The 22,994-nt window shown below is 66.8% G+C and carries 34 protein-coding genes; 9 read left to right on the plus strand and 25 right to left on the minus strand.

The window, feature by feature from the left end:
• Positions 1-39 precede the first annotated feature (39 nt).
• From JW592_RS22150 to rpsJ, 23 genes are all read right to left on the minus strand, one after another.
• Positions 40-690 (minus strand): adenylate kinase, encoded by a 651-nt coding sequence (locus JW592_RS22150; RefSeq protein WP_209266961.1) that lies wholly within the window; start codon positions 688-690, stop codon positions 40-42.
• On the minus strand, positions 690-2,003 hold the full coding sequence (secY, locus tag JW592_RS22155; RefSeq protein WP_209266962.1) for a preprotein translocase subunit SecY: 1,314 nt from the start codon (positions 2,001-2,003) through the stop codon (positions 690-692). Before secY ends, JW592_RS22150 begins: the two co-directional genes overlap by 1 nt.
• Before the next feature lie 184 nt (positions 2,004-2,187).
• Complete coding sequence (gene rplO, locus JW592_RS22160; protein ID WP_209266963.1) at positions 2,188-2,652, minus strand: 50S ribosomal protein L15; 465 nt, start codon at positions 2,650-2,652, stop codon at positions 2,188-2,190.
• 1 nt (position 2,653) lies between these two features.
• Entirely contained in the window at positions 2,654-2,836 is a 183-nt protein-coding gene (gene rpmD, locus JW592_RS22165) for a 50S ribosomal protein L30 (RefSeq protein WP_209239895.1), read from the minus strand.
• Positions 2,836-3,438 carry a 30S ribosomal protein S5 gene (gene rpsE, locus JW592_RS22170; RefSeq protein ID WP_016473411.1) on the minus strand — a complete coding sequence of 201 codons (603 nt, stop codon included), beginning with the start codon at positions 3,436-3,438 and terminating at the stop codon, positions 2,836-2,838. Before rpsE ends, rpmD begins: the two co-directional genes overlap by 1 nt.
• A gap of 44 nt (positions 3,439-3,482) precedes the next feature.
• A complete protein-coding gene (gene rplR, locus JW592_RS22175; RefSeq protein WP_209266964.1) occupies positions 3,483-3,866 on the minus strand; it encodes a 50S ribosomal protein L18 in 384 nt (127 codons plus the stop codon).
• A 3-nt stretch (positions 3,867-3,869) separates the two neighbouring features.
• A complete protein-coding gene (rplF, locus tag JW592_RS22180; RefSeq protein ID WP_209266965.1) occupies positions 3,870-4,409 on the minus strand; it encodes a 50S ribosomal protein L6 in 540 nt (179 codons plus the stop codon).
• Positions 4,410-4,432: 23 nt separating this feature from the next.
• Positions 4,433-4,831: a 30S ribosomal protein S8 gene (gene rpsH / locus JW592_RS22185; RefSeq protein WP_099883481.1), complete on the minus strand. Its 399-nt coding sequence runs from the start codon at positions 4,829-4,831 to the stop codon at positions 4,433-4,435.
• 164 nt (positions 4,832-4,995) lie between these two features.
• Positions 4,996-5,181 (minus strand): type Z 30S ribosomal protein S14, encoded by a 186-nt coding sequence (locus tag JW592_RS22190; RefSeq protein ID WP_027738922.1) that lies wholly within the window; start codon positions 5,179-5,181, stop codon positions 4,996-4,998.
• A gap of 2 nt (positions 5,182-5,183) precedes the next feature.
• Complete coding sequence (gene rplE / locus JW592_RS22195) at positions 5,184-5,747, minus strand: 50S ribosomal protein L5 (RefSeq protein ID WP_209266966.1); 564 nt, start codon at positions 5,745-5,747, stop codon at positions 5,184-5,186.
• Complete coding sequence (gene rplX, locus JW592_RS22200) at positions 5,747-6,070, minus strand: 50S ribosomal protein L24 (protein WP_209266967.1); 324 nt, start codon at positions 6,068-6,070, stop codon at positions 5,747-5,749. The genes rplE and rplX overlap by 1 nt, the downstream gene beginning before the upstream one ends.
• 2 nt (positions 6,071-6,072) lie before the next feature.
• Positions 6,073-6,441, minus strand: a complete 369-nt coding sequence (gene rplN, locus JW592_RS22205; protein ID WP_019354942.1) for a 50S ribosomal protein L14 — start codon at positions 6,439-6,441, stop codon at positions 6,073-6,075.
• Between the two features lie 99 nt (positions 6,442-6,540).
• Positions 6,541-6,825: a 30S ribosomal protein S17 gene (gene rpsQ / locus JW592_RS22210; RefSeq protein WP_099883478.1), complete on the minus strand. Its 285-nt coding sequence runs from the start codon at positions 6,823-6,825 to the stop codon at positions 6,541-6,543.
• Positions 6,825-7,049, minus strand: coding sequence for a 50S ribosomal protein L29 (gene rpmC, locus JW592_RS22215; RefSeq protein ID WP_016473420.1), 225 nt, complete (start codon positions 7,047-7,049; stop codon positions 6,825-6,827). Before rpmC ends, rpsQ begins: the two co-directional genes overlap by 1 nt.
• A complete protein-coding gene (rplP, locus tag JW592_RS22220; protein ID WP_209266968.1) occupies positions 7,049-7,468 on the minus strand; it encodes a 50S ribosomal protein L16 in 420 nt (139 codons plus the stop codon). Before rplP ends, rpmC begins: the two co-directional genes overlap by 1 nt.
• A gap of 3 nt (positions 7,469-7,471) precedes the next feature.
• Positions 7,472-8,308 carry a 30S ribosomal protein S3 gene (gene rpsC / locus JW592_RS22225; protein WP_209266969.1) on the minus strand — a complete coding sequence of 279 codons (837 nt, stop codon included), beginning with the start codon at positions 8,306-8,308 and terminating at the stop codon, positions 7,472-7,474.
• Entirely contained in the window at positions 8,308-8,655 is a 348-nt protein-coding gene (gene rplV, locus JW592_RS22230; protein ID WP_099883475.1) for a 50S ribosomal protein L22, read from the minus strand. Before rplV ends, rpsC begins: the two co-directional genes overlap by 1 nt.
• 43 nt (positions 8,656-8,698) lie before the next feature.
• Entirely contained in the window at positions 8,699-8,980 is a 282-nt protein-coding gene (rpsS, locus tag JW592_RS22235) for a 30S ribosomal protein S19 (RefSeq protein WP_030883866.1), read from the minus strand.
• Between the two features lie 13 nt (positions 8,981-8,993).
• A complete protein-coding gene (rplB, locus tag JW592_RS22240) occupies positions 8,994-9,830 on the minus strand; it encodes a 50S ribosomal protein L2 (protein WP_099883473.1) in 837 nt (278 codons plus the stop codon).
• Positions 9,831-9,877: 47 nt separating this feature from the next.
• Positions 9,878-10,300: a 50S ribosomal protein L23 gene (gene rplW, locus JW592_RS22245; RefSeq protein WP_099883472.1), complete on the minus strand. Its 423-nt coding sequence runs from the start codon at positions 10,298-10,300 to the stop codon at positions 9,878-9,880.
• Positions 10,300-10,947 carry a 50S ribosomal protein L4 gene (rplD, locus tag JW592_RS22250; protein ID WP_209266970.1) on the minus strand — a complete coding sequence of 216 codons (648 nt, stop codon included), beginning with the start codon at positions 10,945-10,947 and terminating at the stop codon, positions 10,300-10,302. The genes rplW and rplD overlap by 1 nt, the downstream gene beginning before the upstream one ends.
• 7 nt (positions 10,948-10,954) lie before the next feature.
• Positions 10,955-11,599 carry a 50S ribosomal protein L3 gene (rplC, locus tag JW592_RS22255; RefSeq protein WP_209266971.1) on the minus strand — a complete coding sequence of 215 codons (645 nt, stop codon included), beginning with the start codon at positions 11,597-11,599 and terminating at the stop codon, positions 10,955-10,957.
• 14 nt (positions 11,600-11,613) lie between these two features.
• On the minus strand, positions 11,614-11,922 hold the full coding sequence (gene rpsJ / locus JW592_RS22260) for a 30S ribosomal protein S10 (RefSeq protein ID WP_016473429.1): 309 nt from the start codon (positions 11,920-11,922) through the stop codon (positions 11,614-11,616).
• A gap of 594 nt (positions 11,923-12,516) precedes the next feature.
• Here rpsJ and JW592_RS22265 point away from each other — a divergent pair.
• The 9 genes from JW592_RS22265 (at position 12,517) to JW592_RS22305 (ending at position 21,710) form a co-directional block, all read left to right on the plus strand.
• Complete coding sequence (locus JW592_RS22265; RefSeq protein WP_209266972.1) at positions 12,517-12,942, plus strand: SseB family protein; 426 nt, start codon at positions 12,517-12,519, stop codon at positions 12,940-12,942.
• Positions 12,942-13,607: a hypothetical protein gene (locus JW592_RS22270; protein ID WP_209266973.1), complete on the plus strand. Its 666-nt coding sequence runs from the start codon at positions 12,942-12,944 to the stop codon at positions 13,605-13,607. Before JW592_RS22265 ends, JW592_RS22270 begins: the two co-directional genes overlap by 1 nt.
• On the plus strand, positions 13,607-18,130 hold the full coding sequence (locus tag JW592_RS22275) for a putative T7SS-secreted protein (protein ID WP_209266974.1): 4,524 nt from the start codon (positions 13,607-13,609) through the stop codon (positions 18,128-18,130). Before JW592_RS22270 ends, JW592_RS22275 begins: the two co-directional genes overlap by 1 nt.
• 32 nt (positions 18,131-18,162) lie before the next feature.
• Complete coding sequence (locus JW592_RS22280) at positions 18,163-18,684, plus strand: hypothetical protein (protein WP_209266975.1); 522 nt, start codon at positions 18,163-18,165, stop codon at positions 18,682-18,684.
• A gap of 377 nt (positions 18,685-19,061) precedes the next feature.
• Complete coding sequence (gene ybiA, locus JW592_RS22285; protein WP_209266976.1) at positions 19,062-19,673, plus strand: riboflavin biosynthesis intermediates N-glycosidase; 612 nt, start codon at positions 19,062-19,064, stop codon at positions 19,671-19,673.
• Positions 19,674-19,688: 15 nt separating this feature from the next.
• A complete protein-coding gene (locus JW592_RS22290; RefSeq protein WP_209266977.1) occupies positions 19,689-19,988 on the plus strand; it encodes a DUF6881 domain-containing protein in 300 nt (99 codons plus the stop codon).
• Between the two features lie 149 nt (positions 19,989-20,137).
• Entirely contained in the window at positions 20,138-20,707 is a 570-nt protein-coding gene (locus JW592_RS22295; RefSeq protein WP_209266978.1) for a hypothetical protein, read from the plus strand.
• Positions 20,708-20,735: 28 nt separating this feature from the next.
• On the plus strand, positions 20,736-21,089 hold the full coding sequence (locus JW592_RS22300; RefSeq protein ID WP_209266979.1) for a hypothetical protein: 354 nt from the start codon (positions 20,736-20,738) through the stop codon (positions 21,087-21,089).
• A 51-nt stretch (positions 21,090-21,140) separates the two neighbouring features.
• A complete protein-coding gene (locus JW592_RS22305; RefSeq protein WP_209266980.1) occupies positions 21,141-21,710 on the plus strand; it encodes a hypothetical protein in 570 nt (189 codons plus the stop codon).
• Between the two features lie 44 nt (positions 21,711-21,754).
• On the opposite strand, the gene JW592_RS22310 is transcribed toward JW592_RS22305, so the two are convergent.
• A complete protein-coding gene (locus JW592_RS22310; protein ID WP_209266981.1) occupies positions 21,755-22,420 on the minus strand; it encodes a hypothetical protein in 666 nt (221 codons plus the stop codon).
• Between the two features lie 376 nt (positions 22,421-22,796).
• The gene (locus tag JW592_RS22315; protein WP_209266982.1) at positions 22,797-22,994 is read right to left on the minus strand and encodes a DUF397 domain-containing protein; all 198 of its coding nucleotides are present in this window, start codon (positions 22,992-22,994) and stop codon (positions 22,797-22,799) included.

Raw genomic sequence — 22,994 nt, forward strand, 5'->3', positions numbered from 1 at the left:
GTCAGCCCGACCCCTTCCATTCAATGCTCTCGGCCTCGACTACTCCGCGGACAGTGCCCGCATGGCGCGTTCCGTGACCTCGCTCACCGCGCCCAGCGCGGAGATCGTGGTCACCAGGCCCTGCGCCTTGTAGTGGTCGATGATCGGCTCGGTCTCGCTGTGGTAGACCTCCAGCCGCTTGCGCACGGTCTCCTCGCGGTCGTCCTCGCGCTGGTAGAGCTCCCCGCCGCACACGTCGCAGACACCCTCCCGCTTGGCGGGGCTGTACTCGACGTGGAAGACGTGGCTGCTGTCGTTGCGGCAGATGCGGCGGCCCGCGATCCGCTTGACGACCTCGTCCTCGGGGACCTCCAGGTCGAGGACCGCGTCCAGCTTCTGGCCGGTCTCGTCCAGGTAGCCGTCCAGCGCCTGGGCCTGCGCGATGTTCCTCGGGAAGCCGTCCAGCAGGAAGCCCGCTGCCGCGTCCGGCTCCTCCATGCGGCTCTTGGCCATCCCGATGGTGACCTCGTCGGGTACCAGCTGGCCGGCCCTCATGTACTCCTGCGCCTTCTGGCCGAGCGGGGTGCCCTGGCTGATGTTGGCGCGGAAGAGGTCGCCGGTGGCGATGTGCGGGATCGCGAGGTTCTTGGCGAGGAACGCCGCCTGTGTTCCCTTGCCCGCACCAGGCGGCCCGACGAGGACGATACGCATCAGCGGAGGAACCCTTCGTAATGGCGCTGCTGAAGCTGGCTCTCGATCTGCTTCACGGTCTCGAGACCGACGCCCACGATGATCAGAATGCTCGTGCCGCCGAACGGGAAGTTCTGGTTGGCGTTGAACATGATCAGCGCGACGGTCGGCACCAGTGCGATCAGACCCAGGTACAGAGAGCCGGGCCACGTGATGCGGTTCAGCACGTAGCTCAGGTACTCCGCTGTGGGACGACCAGCCCGGATGCCCGGGATGAAGCCACCATACTTCTTCATGTTGTCGGCAACTTCTTCGGGGTTGAAGGAGATGGCCACGTAGAAGAACGCGAAGAAGACGATCAGCAGGAAGTAGGTCGCAATGTAAAGAGGATGGTCACCCTTCACGAAGTGGGCCTGAATCCACTGCGCCCAGCCCGCCTGGGAACCACTGAACTGGACAATCAGGGCGGGAATGTAGAGCAGCGACGAGGCGAAGATGACGGGAATCACACCCGCCTGATTGACCTTGAGCGGAATGTAGGTCGAGGTTCCGCCGTAACTCCGGCGGCCGATCATCCGCTTCGCGTACTGCACCGGAATACGGCGCTGGGCCTGCTCGACGAAGACCACGAGCGCGACCATCGCCAGTCCGCAGACGATGACGGCGCCGAACTCGATCCAGCCGTCGGCCAGCTTGCCCTGCTTCTTGATGGCCCACAGCGCGCCGGGGAAGCCGGCCGCGATGGAGACGAACATCAGGATGGACATGCCGTTGCCGATACCGCGGTCGGTGATCAGCTCACCCAGCCACATGATCAGACCGGTACCTGCGGTCATCGTGATGACCATCACGGAGGTGGCGAAGATGGACTGGTCGGGAATGATCTGGCTGCCGACGCTGCAGTTCTGGAACAGGGTGCCGCTGCGCGCGGTGGCGACCAGACCGGTGGCCTGGAGGATGGCGAGGGCGACGGTCAGATAACGCGTGTACTGCGTGATCTTCGCCTGTCCGGCCTGCCCCTCCTTCTTCAGCGCCTCCAGCCGCGGAATGACCACGACAAGAAGTTGCAGGATGATGCTCGCCGTGATGTACGGCATGATCCCGAGCGCGAAGATGGTGATCTGCAGCAGCGCGCCACCGCTGAACATGTTGACCAGGCCGAACAGGCCCTGCGCGCCCTTGGCCTCGTCCATACAGGCTTGGACGTTCTCGTAGCTGACGCCCGGCACGGGAACGTGCGCTCCGATACGGAAGAGCACCATGATGCCGAGCGTGAAGAGCAGCTTCTTGCGCAGGTCGGGCGTCTGGAACGCCCGGGCGAACGCGGTGAGCACGGTGCCTCCTGCGCCCCCCGCGATCTACTGGCGCGAGAGGTGACGGTCTTGAGGATCGACAGTTATCAACGTGGTGCCACCTTACCGGCCGGTGCACCACCGAGAAACGACCAACTGTGCAAACGACCAGCCGGGGATGTCCCGTTGGGACATCCCCGGCCTGTCGTTCACCTGGTCAACGAACTCAGAGAAGTTCGGTGACGGTGCCGCCGGCAGCGGTGATCTTCTCCTTGGCGGAGCCGGAGACCTTGTCGACGGTCACCGTCAGCGCCACCGAGACGTCGCCGTCACCGAGCACCTTGACCAGCTCGTTCTTGCGCACAGCGCCCTTGGCGACCAGGTCGGCCACCGTGACCTCGCCGCCCTCGGGGTAGAGCGCGGCCAGCTTCTCCAGGTTGACGACCTGGAACTGCTTGTGGGCCGGGTTGTTGAAGCCCTTGAGCTTGGGCAGCCGCATGTGCAGCGGCATCTGCCCGCCCTCGAAGCGCTCCGGAACCTGGTACCGGGCCTTGGTGCCCTTGGTGCCACGACCCGCGGTCTTGCCCTTGGACGCCTCACCACGACCCACGCGGGTCTTGGCGGTCTTGGCGCCGGGAGCAGGACGGAGGTTGTGGACCTTCAGCGGGTTTTCGCCCTGAGAGTCAGCCATCTCAGTCGACCTCCTCGACCGTCACGAGGTGGCGCACGGTGTGCACCTGACCGCGAACGATGTCGCTGGCCTCGCGGACGGTCACATCGTTGACGCGCTTGAGACCGAGGGTCCGCAGCGTGTCACGGTGGTTCTGCTTGGTCCCGATAACGGAACGGGTCTGCGTGATCTTCAGGCGAGCCATTACGCGCTCACCCCTGCACGCGCCCGCAGCAGAGCGGCGGGTGCCACGTCCTCGAGCGGCAGACCACGACGGGCCGCGATCTCCTCCGGGCGCTGCAGGCCCCGGAGCGCAGCCACCGTGGCGTGCACGATGTTGATCGGGTTCGACGAGCCGAGCGACTTGCTGAGCACGTCGTGGATGCCCGCGCACTCCAGCACGGCACGCACCGGGCCACCGGCGATCACACCGGTACCGGGCGAGGCCGGCTTGAGCAGCACGACACCCGCTGCTTCCTCACCCTGGATCGGGTGCGGAATGGTGCCCTGGATACGCGGGACCTTGAAGAAGTGCTTCTTGGCCTCCTCAACGCCCTTGGCGATGGCGGCCGGCACCTCCTTGGCCTTGCCGTATCCGACACCCACGGTGCCGTCACCGTCGCCCACCACGACCAGCGCGGTGAAGCTGAAGCGACGACCACCCTTCACAACCTTGGCGACGCGGTTGATCGCGACAACGCGCTCAACGTACGCGGTCTTCTCGGCGGCAGCGCCGCCGTCCCGGCCCTTACGGTCCCGCCGCTCGCCGCCACCGGCGCCGCCACCGCGGCGCTGGGGTCCAGCCATTGGAATTACCTCTCTCTTTGTCCGCTAGCTCACGGAACCGGGGCTCAGAACTTGAGCCCGGCCTCGCGGGCGGCGTCAGCCAGAGCGGCAATCCGCCCTGCGTACTTGTTGCCACCGCGGTCGAACACGACGGCCTCGATGCCCGCGGCCTTGGCGCGCTCGGCGACCAGGGCGCCGACCTGCTTGGCCTGGGCGCTCTTGTCACCCTCACCACCGCGGACCGAACCGTCCAGGTGCGAAGCGGAGGCCAGCGTGTGGCCCGCGATGTCGTCGATCACCTGTGCGGTGATACCACGGTTGGTGCGCGTCACCACAAGACGGGGGCGCTCGGGGGTTCCCGAGACCTTCTTGCGGATACGGATGTGACGGCGCTTGGTGGCGGTGCGCTTGTAGGCGTCGCCCTTGGCGATCTTCACGCCGTATGCCATGGCTTACTTACCAGCCTTTCCGACCTTGCGGCGGATGACCTCGCCCGCGTACTTCACGCCCTTGGCCTTGTAGGGGTCGGGCCTGCGCAGCTTGCGAATCTTCGCGGCGACCTCGCCGACCCGCTGCTTGTCGATGCCCTCGACCGTGAACTTGGTCGGGGACTCGACCTTGAAGGAGATGCCCTCGGGCGCCTCCACCAGGATCGGGTGGCTGTAGCCCAGCGAGAACTCCAGGTTGGAGCCCTTGGCCTGGACCCGGTAGCCGACACCGCTGATCTCGAGGTCCTTGGTGAACCCCTGGGTCACGCCAGTGATCATGTTCGCCACCAGCGTGCGGGACAGACCGTGCAGGGCCCTGTTCCGGCTCTCGTCGTTCGGACGGGTGACGACGAGCGCGCCGTCCTCGCCCTTGGCGATCTCGATGGGCGCGGCAACGGTGTGCGAGAGAGAGCCCTTGGGGCCCTTCACCGCGACCGTCTGGCCATCGATGGTGACGTCCACACCGGCGGGAACCTGGATGGGGAGCTTGCCGATACGCGACATTGCTTTACCTCCGTTCCCTTCCGTTACCAGACGTAGGCGAGGACTTCCCCGCCCACACCCTTCTTGCTGGCCTGCTTGTCGGTGAGGAGACCGTGCGACGTGGAGATGATCGCCACGCCCAGGCCGCCGAGCACCTTCGGCAGGTTGGTGGACTTTGCGTAGACCCGCAGACCCGGCTTCGAGATCCGCTTGATGCCGGCGATCGAGCGCTCGCGGTTCGGGCCGAACTTCAGCTCGAGAACGAGGTTCTTGCCGACCTTGGCGTCCTCGGTCTTCCAGCCGGTGATGTAACCCTCCTGCTGGAGGATCTCCGCGATGTGCGACTTGATCTTGCTGTGCGGCATCTCCACGGTGTCGTGGTACGCCGAGTTCGCGTTACGCAGACGCGTCAGCATGTCTGCGATGGGATCGGTCATGGTCATGTGATGGCCTTCGGCCTCTCTCGCCGGGGTTTCCCTGTATGCGTCGTCCCTCTCCCCATCCGCCGGCCGACTGGCCGACGACAGGACGGGTGCGTCGCGGGGGACCTACGGCGTAGTAAGCGACTTTTCAGCTTACCGAGAGTCCCAGCTGGTCCCCGAGGGGATTACCAGGAGCTCTTGGTCACGCCCGGCAGCTCGCCACGGTGCGCCATCTGGCGAAGGCACACGCGGCACAGGCCGAACTTGCGGTAGACGGAGTGCGGACGGCCGCAGCGCTGGCAGCGTGTGTAAGCACGCACCGAGAACTTCGGCTTCCGGCTGGCCTTCGAGATCAGAGCCTTCTTCGCCATGATCAGTTCTCCTTGAACGGGAAGCCGAGGTGACGAAGCAGGGCACGGCCCTCGTCGTCGGTGGTCGCCGTGGTGACCACGGTGATGTCCATGCCCCGGACCCGGTCGATCTTGTCCTGGTCGATCTCGTGGAACATGACCTGCTCCGTGAGACCGAAGGTGTAGTTGCCGCGGCCGTCGAACTGCTTGGGCGACAGTCCGCGGAAGTCGCGGATACGCGGCAGTGCGAGCGACAGCAGGCGGTCCAGGAACTCCCACATCCGGTCGCCGCGCAGCGTCACGTGGGCGCCGATCGGCTGACCCTCACGCAGCTTGAACTGCGCGATGGACTTGCGGGCCTTGGTGACGGCGGGCTTCTGGCCGGTGATCGTGGCGAGGTCCTTGATGGCACCCTCGATCAGCTTGGAGTCGCGGGCGGCGTCGCCCACACCCATGTTGACCACGATCTTGGTCAGGCCGGGGATGCGCATGACGTTGTCGTAGGCGAACTCGTCCTGCAGCTTGCCCTGGATCTCGGCGCGGTAGCGCTGCTTGAGGCGGGGGGCCTCAGTGGTGGTGGCAGTCATCAGATGTCCTCACCGGTCCGCTTGGCAACGCGGATCTTGTTGCCTTCGTCGTCGAAGCGGTACCCGACGCGGGTCACGACCTTGTTGCCGTCCTTCTCCACGACCAGCTGAACATTGCTGACGTGGATCGGGGCCTCGGTCGTCACGATGCCGCCGGTCTTCGAACCGCGGGCCGTCTGACCGGCCTTCGTGTGCTTCTTGACCCGGTTGACACCCTCGACCAGGACCCGGTCCTCGCGGGGGTAGGCCACGATGACCTTGCCCTGCTTGCCCTTGTCCTTGCCGGTGATGACCTGAACCAGGTCGCCCTTCTTGATCTTCATGGTCACAGCACCTCCGGCGCGAGCGAGATGATCTTCATGAACTTCTTCTCGCGCAGCTCGCGGCCCACGGGACCGAAGATGCGGGTGCCGCGAGGGTCGCCGTCGTTCTTGAGGATGACGGCGGCGTTTTCGTCGAACCGGATGTACGAGCCGTCCGGGCGGCGGCGCTCCTTGACGGTGCGCACGATGACGGCCTTGACGATGTCGCCCTTCTTCACGTTCCCGCCGGGGATCGCGTCCTTGACGGTAGCGACGACGACGTCACCGATGCCCGCGTAGCGCCGGCCCGAGCCGCCGAGGACACGGATGGTGAGGATCTCCTTCGCACCCGTGTTGTCGGCGACGCGAAGCCGGGACTCCTGCTGGATCACGTCTATCTCCTGTATGTCTGCCGGTTCCCGGCAGGGATCTCGCGATCCCTGCCGAGCCTGGCGGAACGAACCTTTGAGCCCAGGACGGGCTCGAAGGAGTTACTTGGCCTTCTCGAGGATCTCGACGATGCGCCAGCGCTTGGTGGCGGACAGCGGCCGGGTCTCCATCAGGAGGACGCGGTCGCCGACACCCGCAGCGTTCTGCTCGTCGTGCGCCTTGAGCTTGTTGGTACGGCGGATGACCTTGCCGTACAGCGCGTGCGTGACGCGGTCCTCGACGGCGACGACGACGGTCTTGTCCATCTTGTCGCTGACGACAAGACCCTGCCGGGTCTTGCGGAAGCCGCGCTCAGTGTTCTTCTGGGTCACATTCGTCTCGCTCATCAGGCGCTCTCCACCGTCTCGATGCCCAGCTCACGCTCACGCATCAGGGTGTAGATCCGGGCGATGTCCTTGCGGACGGCCTTGAGCCGGCCGTGGTTCTCGAGCTGCCCGGTCGCCGCCTGGAAGCGGAGGTTGAACAGCTCTTCCTTGGCTTCGCGGAGCTTGGAGACAAGCTCCTCGTCACCCAGCTCGCGCAGCTCGGACGCCTTGGTTCCGGCCGCCATCACGCGTCACCTGCCTCGCGCCGCACGATGCGGCACTTCATCGGAAGCTTGTGAGCAGCGCGGGTGAGCGCCTCACGAGCAATCTTCTCGTTCGGGTAGGACAGCTCGAACATCACGCGCCCCGGCTTGACGTTCGCGACCCACCACTCGGGCGAACCCTTACCGGAACCCATGCGGGTCTCGGCGGGCTTCTTGGTCAGCGGACGGTCCGGGTAGATGTTGATCCACACCTTGCCGCCACGCTTGATGTGACGGGTCATGGAGATACGAGCTGCCTCGATCTGCCGGTTCGTCACGTAGGCACCGGTCACAGCCTGGATGCCGAACTCACCGAACGCGACCTCGGTACCGCCCTTGGCCATACCCGTGCGCTTCGGGTGGTGCTGCTTACGGTGCTTGACCCTGCGCGGGATCAGCATGGGTCAGCTCTCCTTTCCTGAAGCGCTCGGCTCGGCAGCGGCACCGGCGGGCTGCACGGACTCCGGCTTCGGAGTCTCGCCGCCACCCTGGCCCTGCTGCTGCGGCTTGCGGCCGCGGCGCTCGCCGCCCCGACCACGGGGACGGTCGTTGCCACCACCGCGCGACGGGCGGTTGCCCGCGCGGGCCGCAGCGTTCTCGGCGCGCACCTCGGCGATGTTCTTGACGTCGCCCTTGTAGATCCACACCTTCACGCCGATGCGGCCGAAGGTCGTACGGGCCTCGAAGAAGCCGTAGTCGACGTTGGCGCGCAGCGTGTGCAGCGGAACCCGGCCCTCGCGGTAGAACTCCGAGCGCGACATCTCGGCACCGCCGAGACGGCCGCCGCACTGGATCTTGATGCCCTTGGCACCGGCCTTCATCGCCGTCTGCATGCTCTTGCGCATGGCGCGGCGGAAGGAGACCCGGGAGGAGAGCTGCTCGGCGACCGCCTGGGCGACGAGCTGCGCGTCCGTCTCGGGGTTCTTCACCTCGAGGATGTTGAACTGGATCTGCTTGCCGGTGAGCTTCTCCAGGTTGCCGCGCAGCCGGTCGGCCTCGGCGCCGCGGCGGCCGATGACGATGCCCGGACGGGCGGTGTGGACGTCGACGCGGACGCGGTCACGCGTGCGCTCGATCTCCACCTTGGAGATGCCCGCCCGCTCCATGCCCTGGGTGAGCATGCGGCGGATCGAGACGTCTTCCTTGACGTAGTCCTTGTACAGCTTGTCGGCGTACCAGCGCGACTTGAAGTCGGTGGTCACACCGAGCCGGAACCCGTGCGGGTTTACCTTCTGGCCCATTACCGGGTTCCTTCCTTGCTGCTCACGACCACGGTGATGTGGCTCGTCCGCTTACGGATCCGGTAGGCGCGGCCCTGGGCGCGCGGCCGGAACCGCTTCAGGGTCGGGCCCTCGTCGACGTATGCCTCGGAGATGTAGAGGCTGTCGACGTCCGTGTGGTCGTAGTTGTGCGCGGCGTTGGCGATGGCGCTGTCGAGCACCTTGCCCACCGGCACGCTCGCGGCCTGCGGGGCGAAACGCAGGACCGCCTGAGCCTCCGTGGCGTTCATGCCACGAACAAGGTCCACCACCCGGCGGGCCTTCATGGGCGTGACGCGCACATAGCGCGCTGAGGCCCTGGCTTCCATGGTTGTCCCTTCGGTGTCAGTCATGATCTACACACCCCGCCCGTCAGCGACGACGCGACTTGCGGTCGTCCTTGACGTGGCCGCGGAAGGTGCGGGTCGGCGCGAACTCGCCGAGCTTGTGGCCGACCATCGACTCGGTGACGAACACCGGGACGTGCTTGCGGCCGTCGTGCACCGCGATCGTGTGGCCCAGCATGGCCGGGACGATCATCGAGCGGCGAGACCAGGTCTTGATGACGTTCTTGGTGCCCGCGTCGTTCTGGCTGTCCACCTTCTTGGCGAGGTGGTCGTCGACGAAGGGCCCCTTCTTGAGACTGCGCGGCATCTAAACCCGCCTCCTAGCGCTTCTTGTTCGTCTTGCGGCGGCGGACGATGTACTTGTTGCTGGCCTTCTTCGGCGAGCGCGTACGCCCCTCCTTCTGACCCCACGGCGAGACCGGGTGGCGGCCACCGGAGGTACGACCCTCACCACCACCGTGCGGGTGGTCGATCGGGTTCATGACCACACCGCGGACGGTCGGGCGGACGCCCTTCCAGCGCATACGGCCGGCCTTGCCCCAGTTGATGTTCGACTGCTCGGCGTTGCCGACCTCGCCGACGGTGGCGCGGCAGCGGACGTCGACCAGCCGGATCTCACCGGACGGCATACGCAGGTGGGCCATCCGGCCCTCCTTCGCCAGCAGCTGCACCGAGGCACCGGCGGAGCGGGCGAACTTGGCGCCGCCGCCCGGCTTCAGCTCGATCGCGTGGATCGTGGTACCGACGGGGATGTAGCGCAGCGGCAGGTTGTTGCCCGGCTTGATGTCGGCGCCCTGGCCGTTCTCGACGCGGTCGCCCTGCTGGATGCCACGGGGGGCGAGGATGTAACGCTTCTCGCCATCCACGTAGTGCAGCAGCGCGATACGCGCGGTGCGGTTCGGGTCGTACTCGATGTGCGCGACCTTCGCCGGCACGCCGTCCTTGTCGTGCCGACGGAAGTCGATCACGCGGTAGGCGCGCTTGTGGCCACCGCCCTGGTGGCGTGCAGTCACACGACCGGCGTTGTTACGGCCGCCCTTGCTGTGCAGCGGGCGGACCAGCGACTTCTCCGGCGTGTCCCGCGTGATCTCGACGAAGTCGGCGACGGATGAGCCGCGACGGCCCGGAGTCGTCGGCTTGTACTTGCGGATACCCATTTCTCAGTCCTCGGAAGATTCAGGACTTCTGAACGACCTGGCCCCCGTCAGGAGGCCGGGCCGCCGAAGATGTCGATACGGTCGCCCTCGACAAGGGTCACGATGGCGCGCTTGGTGTCGGCGCGCTTGCCGTAACCGGTGCGGGTGCGCTTGCGCTTGCCCTGGCGGTTGATCGTGTTGACCCCGGCGACCTTGACCGAGAAGACCTCTTCGACGGCCTGCTTGATCTGGGTCTTGTTCGCACGCGGGTCGACGATGAACGTGTACTTGTTCTCATCCAGCAGCGCGTAGCTCTTCTCCGAGACGACCGGCCGCAGCAGCAGGTCGCGCGGGTCCGAGAAGGTCTTGCTCGGGTCGGCCGGCGCGACCGGGCCCGGACCGTCGGCGGCCCTGCGGGCGGCCTTGGCGACGCGGGCGGCCTTCGCGGCCTTCGCTGCCTTGGAGGCAATGCTCGGGTGTCGCGTAGCCATCAGGCGTCGCTCCCTTCGGTGTGGGCCTGCGGGCCAGCAACGAAGGACTCGAGCGCGGCCCGGGTGAAGACCACGTCGTCCGAGACGAGCACGTCGTAGGTGTTGAGCTGGCCCGGCTCCAGGATGTGCACCTGGGGCAGGTTGCGGGCGGACAGCCAGGCGGCCTCGTCGGTGCGCTCGGCGACGAGCAGCAGGTTCTTCCGCTCGCTGATCTTGCCGAACAGGTTCTTCGCGGCCTTGGTCGAGATCTCGCCCTCGACCACGCCGGAGACGACGTGGACGCGGCCGTGGCGGGCCCGGTCGGAGAGGGCACCGCGCAGCGCGGCGGCCTTCATCTTCTTCGGGGTCCGCTGCGAGTAGTCGCGCGGCACGGGGCCGTGCACGACGCCACCGCCGGCGAACTGCGGCGCACGGGTCGAGCCCTGGCGGGCGCGTCCGGTGCCCTTCTGGCGGTACGGCTTCTTGCCGCCGCCGCGGACCTCGCCGCGGGTCTTGGTCTTGTGCGTGCCCTGGCGGGCCGCGGCCAGCTGGGCGACGACGACCTGGTGGATCAGCGGAACGCTGACCTGCGCGTCGAAGATCTCCGCGGGGAGCTCGACGGTCCCGGTCTTGTCGCCGGCCGGCGAAAGGATGTCAATGGTGCTCATCGGTTCCTCAGGCCCCCTTGGCCGCGGTACGGACCAGGACGAGGCCGCCGTTCGGACCGGGGACTGCGCCCTTGATGAGCAGCAGGCCCTTCTCCGCGTCAACGGCGTGGACGGTCAGGTTCTGGGTGGTGACCCGCTCGTTGCCCATCCGGCCGGCCATGCGGGTGCCCTTGAAGACACGGCCCGGCGTGGCGCAGCCACCGATGGCGCCCGGCTTGCGGTGCACACGGTGGGCACCGTGCGATGCCTTGCCACCGTGGAAGCCGTGGCGCTTCATACCGCCGGCGAAGCCCTTGCCCTTCGACTTGCCGGTCACATCCACCTTGACGCCGGCCTCGAAGGTGTCCGCGTTCAGCTCCTGGCCCGGGGTGTACTCGGACGCGTCGGAGGTGCGGATCTCCACCAGGTGGCGGCGGGGGGTGACGTCGGCCTTGGCGAAGTGGCCCTTGAGGGGCTTGTTCACCTTGCGCGGGTCGATCTCGCCGAAGGCGATCTGGACGGCCTCGTAGCCGTCCTTGTCTGCGGTGCGGACCTGGGTCACGACGTTCGGCCCGGCCTTGACGACGGTCACGGGGACAACGCGGTTGTTGTCGTCCCAGACCTGGGTCATGCCGAGCTTCTCGCCCAGGACGCCCTTGATCTGCTTAGCCATCTCTACGACACCCCTCAGAGCTTGATCTCGATGTCGACGCCGGCCGGAAGGTCCAGGCGCATCAGCGAGTCAACGGTCTTGGGGGTCGGGTCGAGGATGTCGATCAGACGCTTGTGCGTGCGCATCTCGAAGTGCTCGCGCGAGTCCTTGTACTTGTGCGGCGACTTGATGACGCAGTACACGTTCTTCTCTGTGGGCAGCGGCACCGGGCCGGCGACCGACGCGCCAGTACGCGTCACCGTCTCGACGATCTTCTTCGCCGAGTTGTCGATGACCTCGTGGTCGTAGGCCTTGAGCCTGATGCGGATCTTCTGTCCCGCCATGGCTACTTCGTAGTCCTGTCTCTCGTAACGCTCTGGTACCCCGTTGGCCTCACAGCCCCCAGCCCTCTACTCGACCCACGCGGTCGGGCGTGTCGGCTTCCTTCTCATACGGATGCGGACGCGCAAAAGTGCGCCCCCTCAGGGCCGTGGCGGACCTCAGGGGTTCCGTGAGAGGAGGAGCCGGGGAGGAAACCCACCGGGTGCCTGGTTGGAAGCCCCTCCTACGCTTCCCGGAAGATTCCCGTACTTCCGCCCCTGATGAGGGGCGACGAATACCTGGGACTCGCTTCCGGTCCTCCCGGCGGGAGGCGCGCAGCATCGGCACTCAACCGAGCAACCTGGACAGTGTGCCATAGAGGTGAGAGCGGTCGCCAATCGGGCCCCTAGCACATGGGGCGCTCCCGCGCACGGACCGATGTGCGGATATTCGCACTCCGCCCCTTTATCACAGACGCCAGGGCTGACGTGCGCAAATAAGAGAAGGATCACTTACCGGCGCCGCTGTGTGGCGTTGCGTGACGACCCCGGCTCCTGCTTCAGTGAAAAGACCGGTCGGTAACGAGGGGAAGCGCACACCACGAGGGGGGACCGGGGATGGAGCTTCGGGAAGAGATTGCCGCGATGCGTGCGGGGGACGGGGACCCCGGCGCGCTGCTGGGCGAGTTCCGGCGGGCGGCGGTGCTGGTGCCGCAGATGGCGGGGGATCGCCTGCTGACACGCAGCTTCGGCGGAGTGCGCTGGATTCTCGCGTTCACGGACGAGGCGGCGCTGGCACGGTTCGCCCGCGAGGCGCCGGGCGGCGACCCCGGCGGGGAGTGGGAGTACGCCTCCGTACTGGGCGCCCGGCTGCTGGACGCCGTCGTTCCCACGCTCGACGGACCGACGGGCGTCGCCGTCGACATCGCGGACGAGGACGGCTCCATGCTCTTCCCGCCCGCGCCCGGCATCGTCCCGGACGAGGTGGCCGTGCACGGCACCGAGCAGGCCGTGCACGGCACCAAGAGGGGGGAGGACGCCTGATGGGGGACGGCAAGAGCGCGGACGGCATCAAATGGAACAAGGAGTCCCTCGATCTGATCGAGAAAGGACTCAAAGGTGCCATCAACGAACTGAAGGAGTCGGGCAGCTCGGCGACATCGTCGCTCCAGGGCGCCGGCTTCGAGGAGCTGTCCCTGACCGGGATGGAGATGGGCCACCACGGCCTGTCCGTCGACTTCGAGGACTTCTGCGAGAAGTGGGAGTGGGGTGTACGGGCCCTGGTGCAGAACGCCAACGCGCTGGCCCAGAAGCTCGGCCTGTCGGCGGGCATGGCCTACGAGGAGGACCAGTACGCGGCCGGGTCGCTGAAAGTCGGCCTGAACTCGCTGGTGGGCAACCCGCACGCCACCGAGGAGGAGATCACCAAGCAGGGCTGGGGCGACATCGTGAAGCCGGATGCGCCGGACTACAGCTCCGAGTCCTGGGACAAGGCCGGTCAGGACATCAAACAGGACTGGCAGGACACCGGTCGCGAGCTGACCACCAAGGGCCGCGGCGGCATGTACACGGACCTGGCGCAGAGCGCCACCGGAATGAGTGACGAGCAGATCGAGGCCCAGCGGGACAAGTGGTTCGGCCCGTCACCGGAAGAGCGCGCGGCGGCCCAGCAACAAGGCAATGAGGGGGCCGAGGGGGGCCAGGGCTGATGGGCTGGCGGGATTTCGTACCCGACTCCATCGAGGAGAAGGGCGAGGACCTCGTCGAGGGTGCCGGCGACGTTGTGGAGGGTGCCGGCAACTGGGGTGCGGACCGGCTGGATGACGCCGGATGGGACGGCGGAGCCGACTGGGTTCGGGACAAGTCCCGCTCCGCGGCGAACGCGATGGGCGCCGAGACGGCCGAGTTCCAGCTGGACGAGACCGAGGACCCCAAGAAGCTGGTCTTCGGCAGCCCCGGCAAGATCCGCTCCACGGCCAAGCACCTGAACGACTTCAAGACCGCTTTCGACAACGTCGCCAAGGGCCTGAAGAAGCTGCCCGAAGGCACGTTGCAGGGCAAGGCGGCCGACGCGTTCTGGGAGAAGGTCGGCCTGGAACCGGCCAAGTGGAGCAAGGCTGCCGACGCCTGCGAGAAGGCCGCCGGGGCCCTGGAGGACTTCGCCCACACGGTGGAGCGCGCCCAGTCCCAGGCCGGCGAGGCGGTCGCCAAATACAAGGAAGACAAGAAGGACGAGGCCCAGGAACAGCTCTCCCGCGCCCGCTCACAGCGCGACACGGCCGCGTCCCAGGCCCAGACCGCCGTCAAGGCAGCGCGCGACGCGGCCCCGCCCAAGCCCGACTACTGGGACCAGGCCGGCGACGGCCTCACCGGGCTGCGCCTGGACGCCGTCCACGTCTCCGGCGGCATCGTCAAAGGCACGGCAGGGCTGGTCAGCTTCGTCCGCAGCGTCAACCCGACCGACCCCTACAACATCACCCACCCCGCCGAGTACGTCACCAACCTCAACTCCACCGTCACCGGCATCATGCGCGCCGCCAACGACCCCGTCGGCACCGGCAAAGCCATGGTGGACGCCTTCAAGAAGGACCCGGCGGAGGGCCTGGGCCGCCTCATCCCGGAGCTGCTGGGTACGAAGGGTGTGGGCGCGGCGACGAAGGGGGCTCGGGCCGGCAGGGTGGCGAAGGAGGCCGCCGAGGCGCGCAGGGCACTGAACGAGAAGGGGCCCCATCCTTCAGCGCAGAAGGGCGAGGAGATCCCGTCCGGCAGGACCGACCCCGTCGATCTGGGCACCGGGAAGATGTACCTCCCGCAAACCGATCTGACCTTGCCGGGCACCCTGCCCCTCAGCTTCACCCGCCGTGTCGAGTCCGGCTACCGGCTGGGCCACTGGTTCGGCCCCTCTTGGTCATCGACGGTGGACCAGCGGCTGGAGATCGACGCGGAGGGCGTCGTCTTCATCGCTGAGGACGGCCGCCTGCTGTCGTACGCGCATCCAGCCCCCGGCGTCCCCACCCTGCCGTCCGCGGGCTCGTCCCGTATGCCGCTGGAACGCACTCCGGACGGCGGCTACACGCTGACGGACCCGGAGACGGGGCGGGTACGGCACTTCGCACCGCCGGAGGGCGGCGCTTCCGACAACGGCGCGGCCCGGCTCGAACAGCTCACCGACCGCAACGGCAACAGCATCACCTTCGAATACGACGCAGAGACGGGCGCGCCCGAACGCCTCGTCCACAGCGGCGGCTACGTGGTGCGTCTGACGGTCGAGCACGACCGGGTCACAGCGCTGGCCGTCGCCGACGCGGAGGGCGACACCACCACGGTGCTGCGCTACGGCTACACGGACGGCAATCTGACGCAAGTCACCAACTCGTCGGGCCTCCCCCTCCGCTTCGAGTACGACGACGAGCAGCGCGTGGTGTCCTGGACCGACACCAACGACCGTCGCTACGACTACGTCTACGACAATCTGCACCGCGTCATCGCCGAAGGCGGCACGGCAGGCCATGTGCAGGTCCGTATCGACTACGACGGCGTCGACGCCGCAACCGGCCACAAGGTCACGACGGTCACGAGCGCGGCGGGACACGCGACCCGCACCCTGTTCGACGACCGCGGCTTGGTCGTCGGCGAGATCGATCCCCTCGGCCACCGCACGTCGACCGAACGGGACGCCTGCAACCGTCCGCTGTCCCACACCGACGCACTGGGCCGGCGGACGACGTTCAGCTACGACGAAGGGGGACGGCTGACGCGCGTCGTCCGACCGGACGGCACCACGCTCGCGGTCACCCGCAACGAGATCGGTCTCCCCCTCATCACCACGGACCCCGACGGCGCACGCTGGCGTCAGGAGTGGGACGAGTACGGCAACCGGATCGCCCTCACGGACCCCGCAGGCCACACCACGCGCTTCACGTACGACGGCCGCGGTCACCTGACGGCAGTGACGGACGCCCTCGGCACGACGACACGGGTCCTCTGCAACGAGGCCGGCCTCCCGGTCGAGATCACCGACCCCTTGGGCGGCATCACCCGCTACGAACGCGACCCGTTCGGCCGCCCGGTGCGCGTGACCGACCCGCTGGGCGCGGTGACGACACTGAACTGGACCATCGAGGGCCGCCTGGCTTCCCGCACCACCCCCGACGGCGCCACCGAACGCTGGGAGTGGGACGGCGAGGGCAACTGCACCCGCCACCTCGACGCCGCGGGCGGCGAGACCCGCTACGAGTACACCCACTTCGACATGCTGGCGGCCCGTACGGGCCCGGACGGCGTGCGCTACGAGTTCTCCTACGACGCCGAACTGCGCATGACGCGGGTGACCAACCCGCAGGGCCTGACGTGGGACTACACCTACGACCCCGCAGGCCGCCTGGTCGCGGAGAGGGACTTCGACGAGCGCACGCAGCGGTACGAGCTGAACGCGGCCGGGGAACTCATCGGCCGCACCACGCCGCTCGGCGACGAGATCACCTACGAGCGCGACGCCCTCGGCCGCACGACGCGCAAGAACGCTGCGGGTGCGGTGACGACATACGGCTACGACCCGGCAGGCCGCCTCTTGGAGGCCATCGGCCCCGACGCCGACCTCCGCTACCAACGGGACAAGCTCGGCCGCGTCAAAACGGAACTGGTCAACGGCCGCGCCCTCACCCACACCTACGACGCCCTCGGCCGCCGCACGCGCCGCGTCACCCCGACGGGAGCCGTCTCCACCAGCACCTACGACGCGGCGGGCAACCGCATCTCGCTGACGGCCTCCGGTCACACACTGGACTTCACCCACGACGCCGCAGGCCGCGAAACGGAACGCCGCATCGGCGCCGACGGACTCACTCTGGCGCAGGTATGGGACCCGGCAGGCCGCTTGCAGACCCAGTCGCTCACCGCCACGCAAGCGACCGTCCAGCACCGCGCATACACCTACCGCCCCGACGGCTACCTCACGGAGGTCGACGACCTGCTGTCGGGCCGGGCCACCTTCGACCTGGACGCGATCGGCCGCGTCACAGCGGTCCACGCCCGCGGCTGGACGGAGCGCTACGCCTACGACGAGGCGGGCAACCAGACGGAAGCGTCGTGGCCCACCACCCACGCTTCTGCGGAGGCGATCGGCCCGCGTACGTACGAGGGCACACGGATCACCTCGGCCGGCAAGGTCCGCTACGAACACGACGAGGCCGGCCGCATCACCGTCCGCCAGAAATCGCGCCTCTCGAAGAAGCCGGACACCTGGCGCTATACCTGGGACGCCGAAGACCGCCTCACCGAGGTCACCACTCCGGACGGAACGGTGTGGCGCTACGAGTACGACCCCTTGGGTCGCCGGGTGGCCAAACACCGCATGGCAGGCGATGAGCCGGCGGAAACCGTCACGTTCACCTGGGACGGCCCGATCCTCATCGAGCAGACAACGGTCGCCCCGAACCTGCCCCACCCGGTCACCCTGACCTGGGACCACAAGGGCTTCACCCCCCTGACCCAGACCGAACGCCTCACCAACGCATCAACCCAACAGGAAATCGACTCCCGCTTCTACGCGATCGTCACCGACCTGGTCGGCACCCCCACGGAACTGGTCGACGAGTCCGGCGCCATCGCCTGGCGCACCCGCTCCACCCTCTGGGGCACCACCACCTGGCCCACCACCAGCACCACCTACACCCCCCTCCGCTTCCCCGGCCAGTACCACGACCCCGAAACGGGCCTCCACTACAACTACTTCCGCCACTACGACCCTGAAACCGCCCGCTACGCGGCTCAAGACCCTCTGGGCATCAGCCCGTCGCCGAATCCTCGCTCTTATGTCGAGCACCCGCACCAATGGGCCGATCCACTCGGCCTGGCACCCTACGAAAACCAACTGCCAGACGAATTGCCCAATGAGCTGGCAGACGCTGAAAGGCTCGGTGTAAAACCGATCAAGGTCGGCGAGGAAGGATTCGACGAGGCCGTCAACAGCGGCACGATCAAGTGGGCAGTGACAGAAGACGGCGACCTTGTCGTGATGCCCAAAACAGTGGGGGGCGTTGAGCTCAAGCATCCCGTATTGACCGGTGGCCGTCCGGTACAGACGGCAGGCGAAGCGGAAATCGCGGGCAGCGAAGGTAACTACTTCGGGCTTGAGCTGAACAACAACAGCGGACACTTCAAACCATCATTGGAAAGCTTGCAGATCGGCAGGGACGCTTTCGAGCGGGCTGGCATCACTTTCATGGATTGAATGGGTAGAATCAAAGACCCAGGGAGCGAGTGTTGAGCAAACCAGATATGCACGGAGAGGAAGAGTCCTTTCTGTCCGCTGCCCGCAAAAGCTGCGATCCCGCCGAGTTGGAAAGTTTGCGCGACCGGAGTGTCGGGCGCATGCAAAGCCCCGAGTTTCCCACTGCCGACAGACTGCGCTGGGCCCAAGTAGCCCTGTCCATTTGTCGCGCGAAGCATGCTTGTGGAGCAGTGGATGATCTGACAGCAGCCACTGAGGTGGCAAGAGTGAGGTCATACACCATCCGCCAGTTCGGTCCGGCACGAGGAGACCACCTCAGAGATCCATTTCAGCTCTACACGGATGTCACGGAAGCCATCGGCGAAACCTCTGAGGAAATCAGGCGAAAATCCGCTCACTGGCAGCACCGCACGCGCGAGGAAATCCTGCACCTCCGGAGAGTCAAGAACTTGCTGAATACCCTCGAAGGCGTGCAAGAACAACTCCGCGATCAATCTGGCTTTCCGGAAAGAGACATGCAGGCGTGGCTCGACCTCTTGCCGCTCTTGCCGTGATCCACGGCTGCTCTCCCGCCTGGAGCGGCGGGCCCTGTCACAAGAATCTCTCAGTGCTCAACGTCCAACAGATGCGGAGCATACTGAACGGCTCGGTGCAGCGCTGACTCGCCTGAAGTTCAACAAGTACCTCCAGAGCCGTTCTTCGGCAGCCCACATTCCACCGCCATCCATGGACACTTTTGCGCTGTCTGATCGAGGCAGGCGAGCCAGGAGGAAGACGTTAGCCTGGCTGCGCAATGAGTGGGGCGACGAGCAAAAGACCGAGTTTCTGGTGATCCGCACCGCGCTGTTCACGCCGAGCGACGCCGAACTACACTCACTCGGTGAGGAGATCGACTCCTCTGCGCACCGGAACATTAAGAGTCAGGAGGCGGATGACCGACAGGAAGAGCGATCAGGACACAAAGGCGGAGGCCACGTCCGCGCCAATCACCCTACCGCGATCAGTCGAAGAAGGAGTGACCCTGGAACGATCGGGCCATCGCCTGCGTTTTCTGTTTTTCTGGGGCAATCAGCGTGAACGAGATGGCAGTGTCGGGCGCGGGTGCCTCAGCCAGTGGTGGGAGAGTCCGTTTCCCGCAGAGGGGCACACGTTCCGGTCCGCAGAGCATTACATGATGGCTCATAAAGCGTGGCTGTTCGGTGACGACGAGACGGCGGAGCGCATTCTGGCGACCCTCCATCCCGGTGAGGCCAAAGCACTCGGCCGACAGGTGCGGGGTTTCGAGGAGGACGCCTGGCGCGAGCACCGGTACGGCATCGTGGTCCGTGGAAACATCGCGAAGTTCTCAGCCGACCCAGAGCTGCGGAGCTTCCTGCTGAAATCCCGGGATCGCGTGCTGGTCGAAGCGAGTCCGCTGGACAGGGTTTGGGGCATCGGCTTGGCCGCAACCGACGAACGAGCGCACTCACCATCTTCGTGGCGAGGTCTCAACCTGCTGGGCTTCGCCCTCATGGAAGCCCGAAACATGCTGGCCTCCCGATGAGCAGGAGGAACAGTCGTGCAGGGGAGGACATATTGGAGAGTTCACTGGCATCACGGCTTCGACGACGAGCCGGTGGTCATCCACAGCGAGATCGGAGGCGACGGCTACGAGGTCCGGAAGGTGGAGACGTTCCGGGACGGGCGACTTGGGTGGGCCGACGAGGCGGAGTCGTGCGGGGGTACCGGTCTCGGTGAGATCCCCGTGGGGCCGATCGAGGATGTGCAGGCTCAGGCGGAGTTCACGGCCTGTGTGATCTCGGCGGAGGAGTTCGACGCTGTGTGGGACCGGGCGACCGGTCGCCGCCGTCCGGAGTGACGTCCGCGCACTGGCCCGCGGCGTGCCCATCGGGCTGCCGACCGACGCGGGGTACGTCACCTCATACGACGCTCGTACGCCGCCGAACGCGGAGTCGACTGCATCCGAGGGGCGGGAACTGGGTGTCAGCGGTGGGGAGTCGGAGAAGCATGAGGCTTTTGGACCGCACCGAGATGCAAGTCACCGTCGACTACGGCACCTTCGGCATCATGGACATGAAACCTGTCCGGGATGACCGTGGTCTGGTCGCGCCCACGGAAGGTAGTTGGCTTCGGACCAGGCGGGGGATGGTCTACCCCGACCTGGTGTCGAACGTCGCCTTCATTCGGCTGCGACTGGAGAGCTGGGGCCCCAAGGGCGCAGGTGCCGGGCCGCCGTTGGAGGGAAACTGGGCTCGGGTCGACGAGGCCGAGGTCGAGATGCCCAGCGGCGTGCTCGGGATCGAGGTCATCGCCGCCGGTCTGGACGAGAACGTCTTCTCGCTTCCCGGCCCCGGGCAGTACCGGATACGGGTCGCGTTCTGCGTGGCTCCCGAGGTCGATCCGGTTCCCCTACGAGTGAGTCACGCGCCGATCGAGCGAGCTTGGCAAGGGCATGAGAAGGAGCTGGAAGGCGTGGACGAGTTCTTCCTCGTCCAGTTCTGGGGCGTGGAGGACCGCTTCCACGCCCACGAAGTCGACGCGCATACGCATCCGGGCCTCCAATCGGCCTACGAGTAGGGACTGCGGAAGAGCAGTAAGGGGTCCGGTGAATCAGGAATACTCGGCAGCTTTTCTGTGGCAGACGACGTGGGGTGAATACCGGGAACTGGACGGCGGCGGGTGGGAAGCCGTGTGGCGGATCACCTTCCGTCCCGGCGGCGGCTCGCCTCAGGAGAACGTCGAGATCCTCGACGATCCGTCCATCGGGTTTCGCTCCTTCCTGCGAAGCGGGGCGGGAGTGGAGCCGGCGGCGGAGCTCGTGGTGATCAGCCGGGAGCCCTCTATGTCTGCGGTGAATTATCCGGCGACCTACTCCTCGTTCCGCATCGTGAATGACGAAGTCGCGGAGATCCAGCAGATCCAAGGTCTGGTGAGAGACTGGTACCCGCCCTTCCGATAGTGCAGGGAAGGTTCGCGGGTTCCGGGTTGCCCACGAGGGTAGGGGACAGCTGTGACTGCCGGGTATGTCTTCGTCCTCGTCCTGCTCGGCTTCTTTCTGGCCTGCTGCGCATGGGCGGTTCCCGCCGAGCGGCGGTCCAGGGCGGCGCAGAGGCGCGTCCGGGAGAAGGAGCGCGCGCAGGCGGAGCAGCTAGGGTGGCGCCCGTTGGCCGAGTGCAGTGTTCCGGTTCCTCGCGTGGTGGCCGTCGCAGCCCGGCGCTCGGAGCTCGCCATGGTGAAGCGGGTCCGGGGGGCCGAGGTGTGGGTGATCTGGCACCACTGCTGGACCTCCCGCGGGATGGGTGACAACTACCTGGTCAACGAGACCCGCTACTTCACCGCCGTGCCGCCCGGTGTCCCGGACGTCACCGAACGCCGGGCCCGCACGCTGCGGTTGACCCGGCCCGTCCCGATGAACCCCCGCGCCCGTCGCTCCATCCCCGGGGGACGCCCGAGCCGCTGGCTGATCAAGAAGGGCATCCTCGTCCTCCGGTTCGACGCCCCCTTCGACTACAACCGGGCCGACTCCCAAGCGAGACAGGCGCGGGAGTTCGCGAGATTGCTCCCGGACTACATGCCCTGACGTCCCGGACCGGTCATCACCGTCCCTCCCCTGCCATCGCCGCCCTAGCTTCGCGCACGGCGGTACCCGGCCAATGCCAGCAGAATGAGGGCAAGGAGAACGGCGCCGACGCCGAAGGGGAGGATCAGCTGTTGCCAACCCCTGTCCCAGTCGTATGCCTGGGTGTTGCCGGCCGCGGTCAGCACCAGGCCGACCTGAGCCAGCGTCGGGCCGGCGTCGAGGGCGACCTGGGCTTTGGGGGAGCCGATCCTCTCGTTCGTTTCGCGCTCGTCGCCTGCGAAGAGGACGATCACGGCCACGGTGAAGATCGCCGGGGCCCAGAGCACGTAGTAGTAGCCGAGAAACAGGGCGGTCGCGAAAAGTATCCGGTCAGAGGTGTCGTATGCCGCGGCTTCCTCCGGGAACAGCGTCGACTCGGGAGCTGCCGTTGCACTGGCCACCGCGAAGACCGCGTTCAACCCGAGCACCACGATGCTGGTGCCAAGGTGCCAGGACCGACGCCTCCGCAACACGTAGATCTCGAACGGGAGGGACAGCAGTGCCGCGAAGAGCACCAGCATGGTGAAGAGACCAATGCCCAGCTCCGAGAACACAGCGAACCCGTCATGGTCGATCCCGCGGAGCAACTCGCCCCTGCGCTGCCCCCACATCACCATTACGCCGATGGTCCCGATGGCTGCCAGCAATCGAAAATAGACCCAGAATCGCACGCGCTTTCCCCCTCCCCCGTTTCGCACGGCGATCAAGTTGATAATCGCCCTGCTTTCACGAGGGTACGTAGGAACCGGTTTTGGCGTAAGAGGATCTGTGTCTTCTGCGCCTTCGATGAGCGATTCCGCGATTCCGCGATTCCGTCGGGATCTTGGGTGCCGGGGACTCCCGAACATCGCAGTGCCGAGCTCCGCCTTGCGGACGGCCCTCTTCCGCGGGTTGGTGGTAAACGTCACCGCCCAAGGGGGTGACGTTTCTGGAGGGGGTACCGGTGGACCCTTGTCTCGGCCGGAGGGCGGTCGTCACGCCTCAAATGTGTGGACGGACCGACCCCGGGCCCCCGCCTGGTCGAGACGGGGCCCGGGAGGATGCACGTCAGTTGGTGGTGGCGGCGTACGAGACGAAGGTGGCCCAGGTCGCCGAGGTGACGGCCAGCTGCGGGCCCGGTGTGTTCTTGGAGTCGCGGACATGGACCGTGCCGAGGGTGGCAGCTACCTCGACGCAGGCGGGGCCGTCGTCGCCGCTGTAGCTGCTCTTCACCCACTCCAGCGCGGGGCCGAGTTTCGGGCGCAC

The organism is Streptomyces spirodelae (genome assembly GCF_017676385.1).
GTDB lineage: Bacteria > Actinomycetota > Actinomycetes > Streptomycetales > Streptomycetaceae > Streptomyces > Streptomyces spirodelae.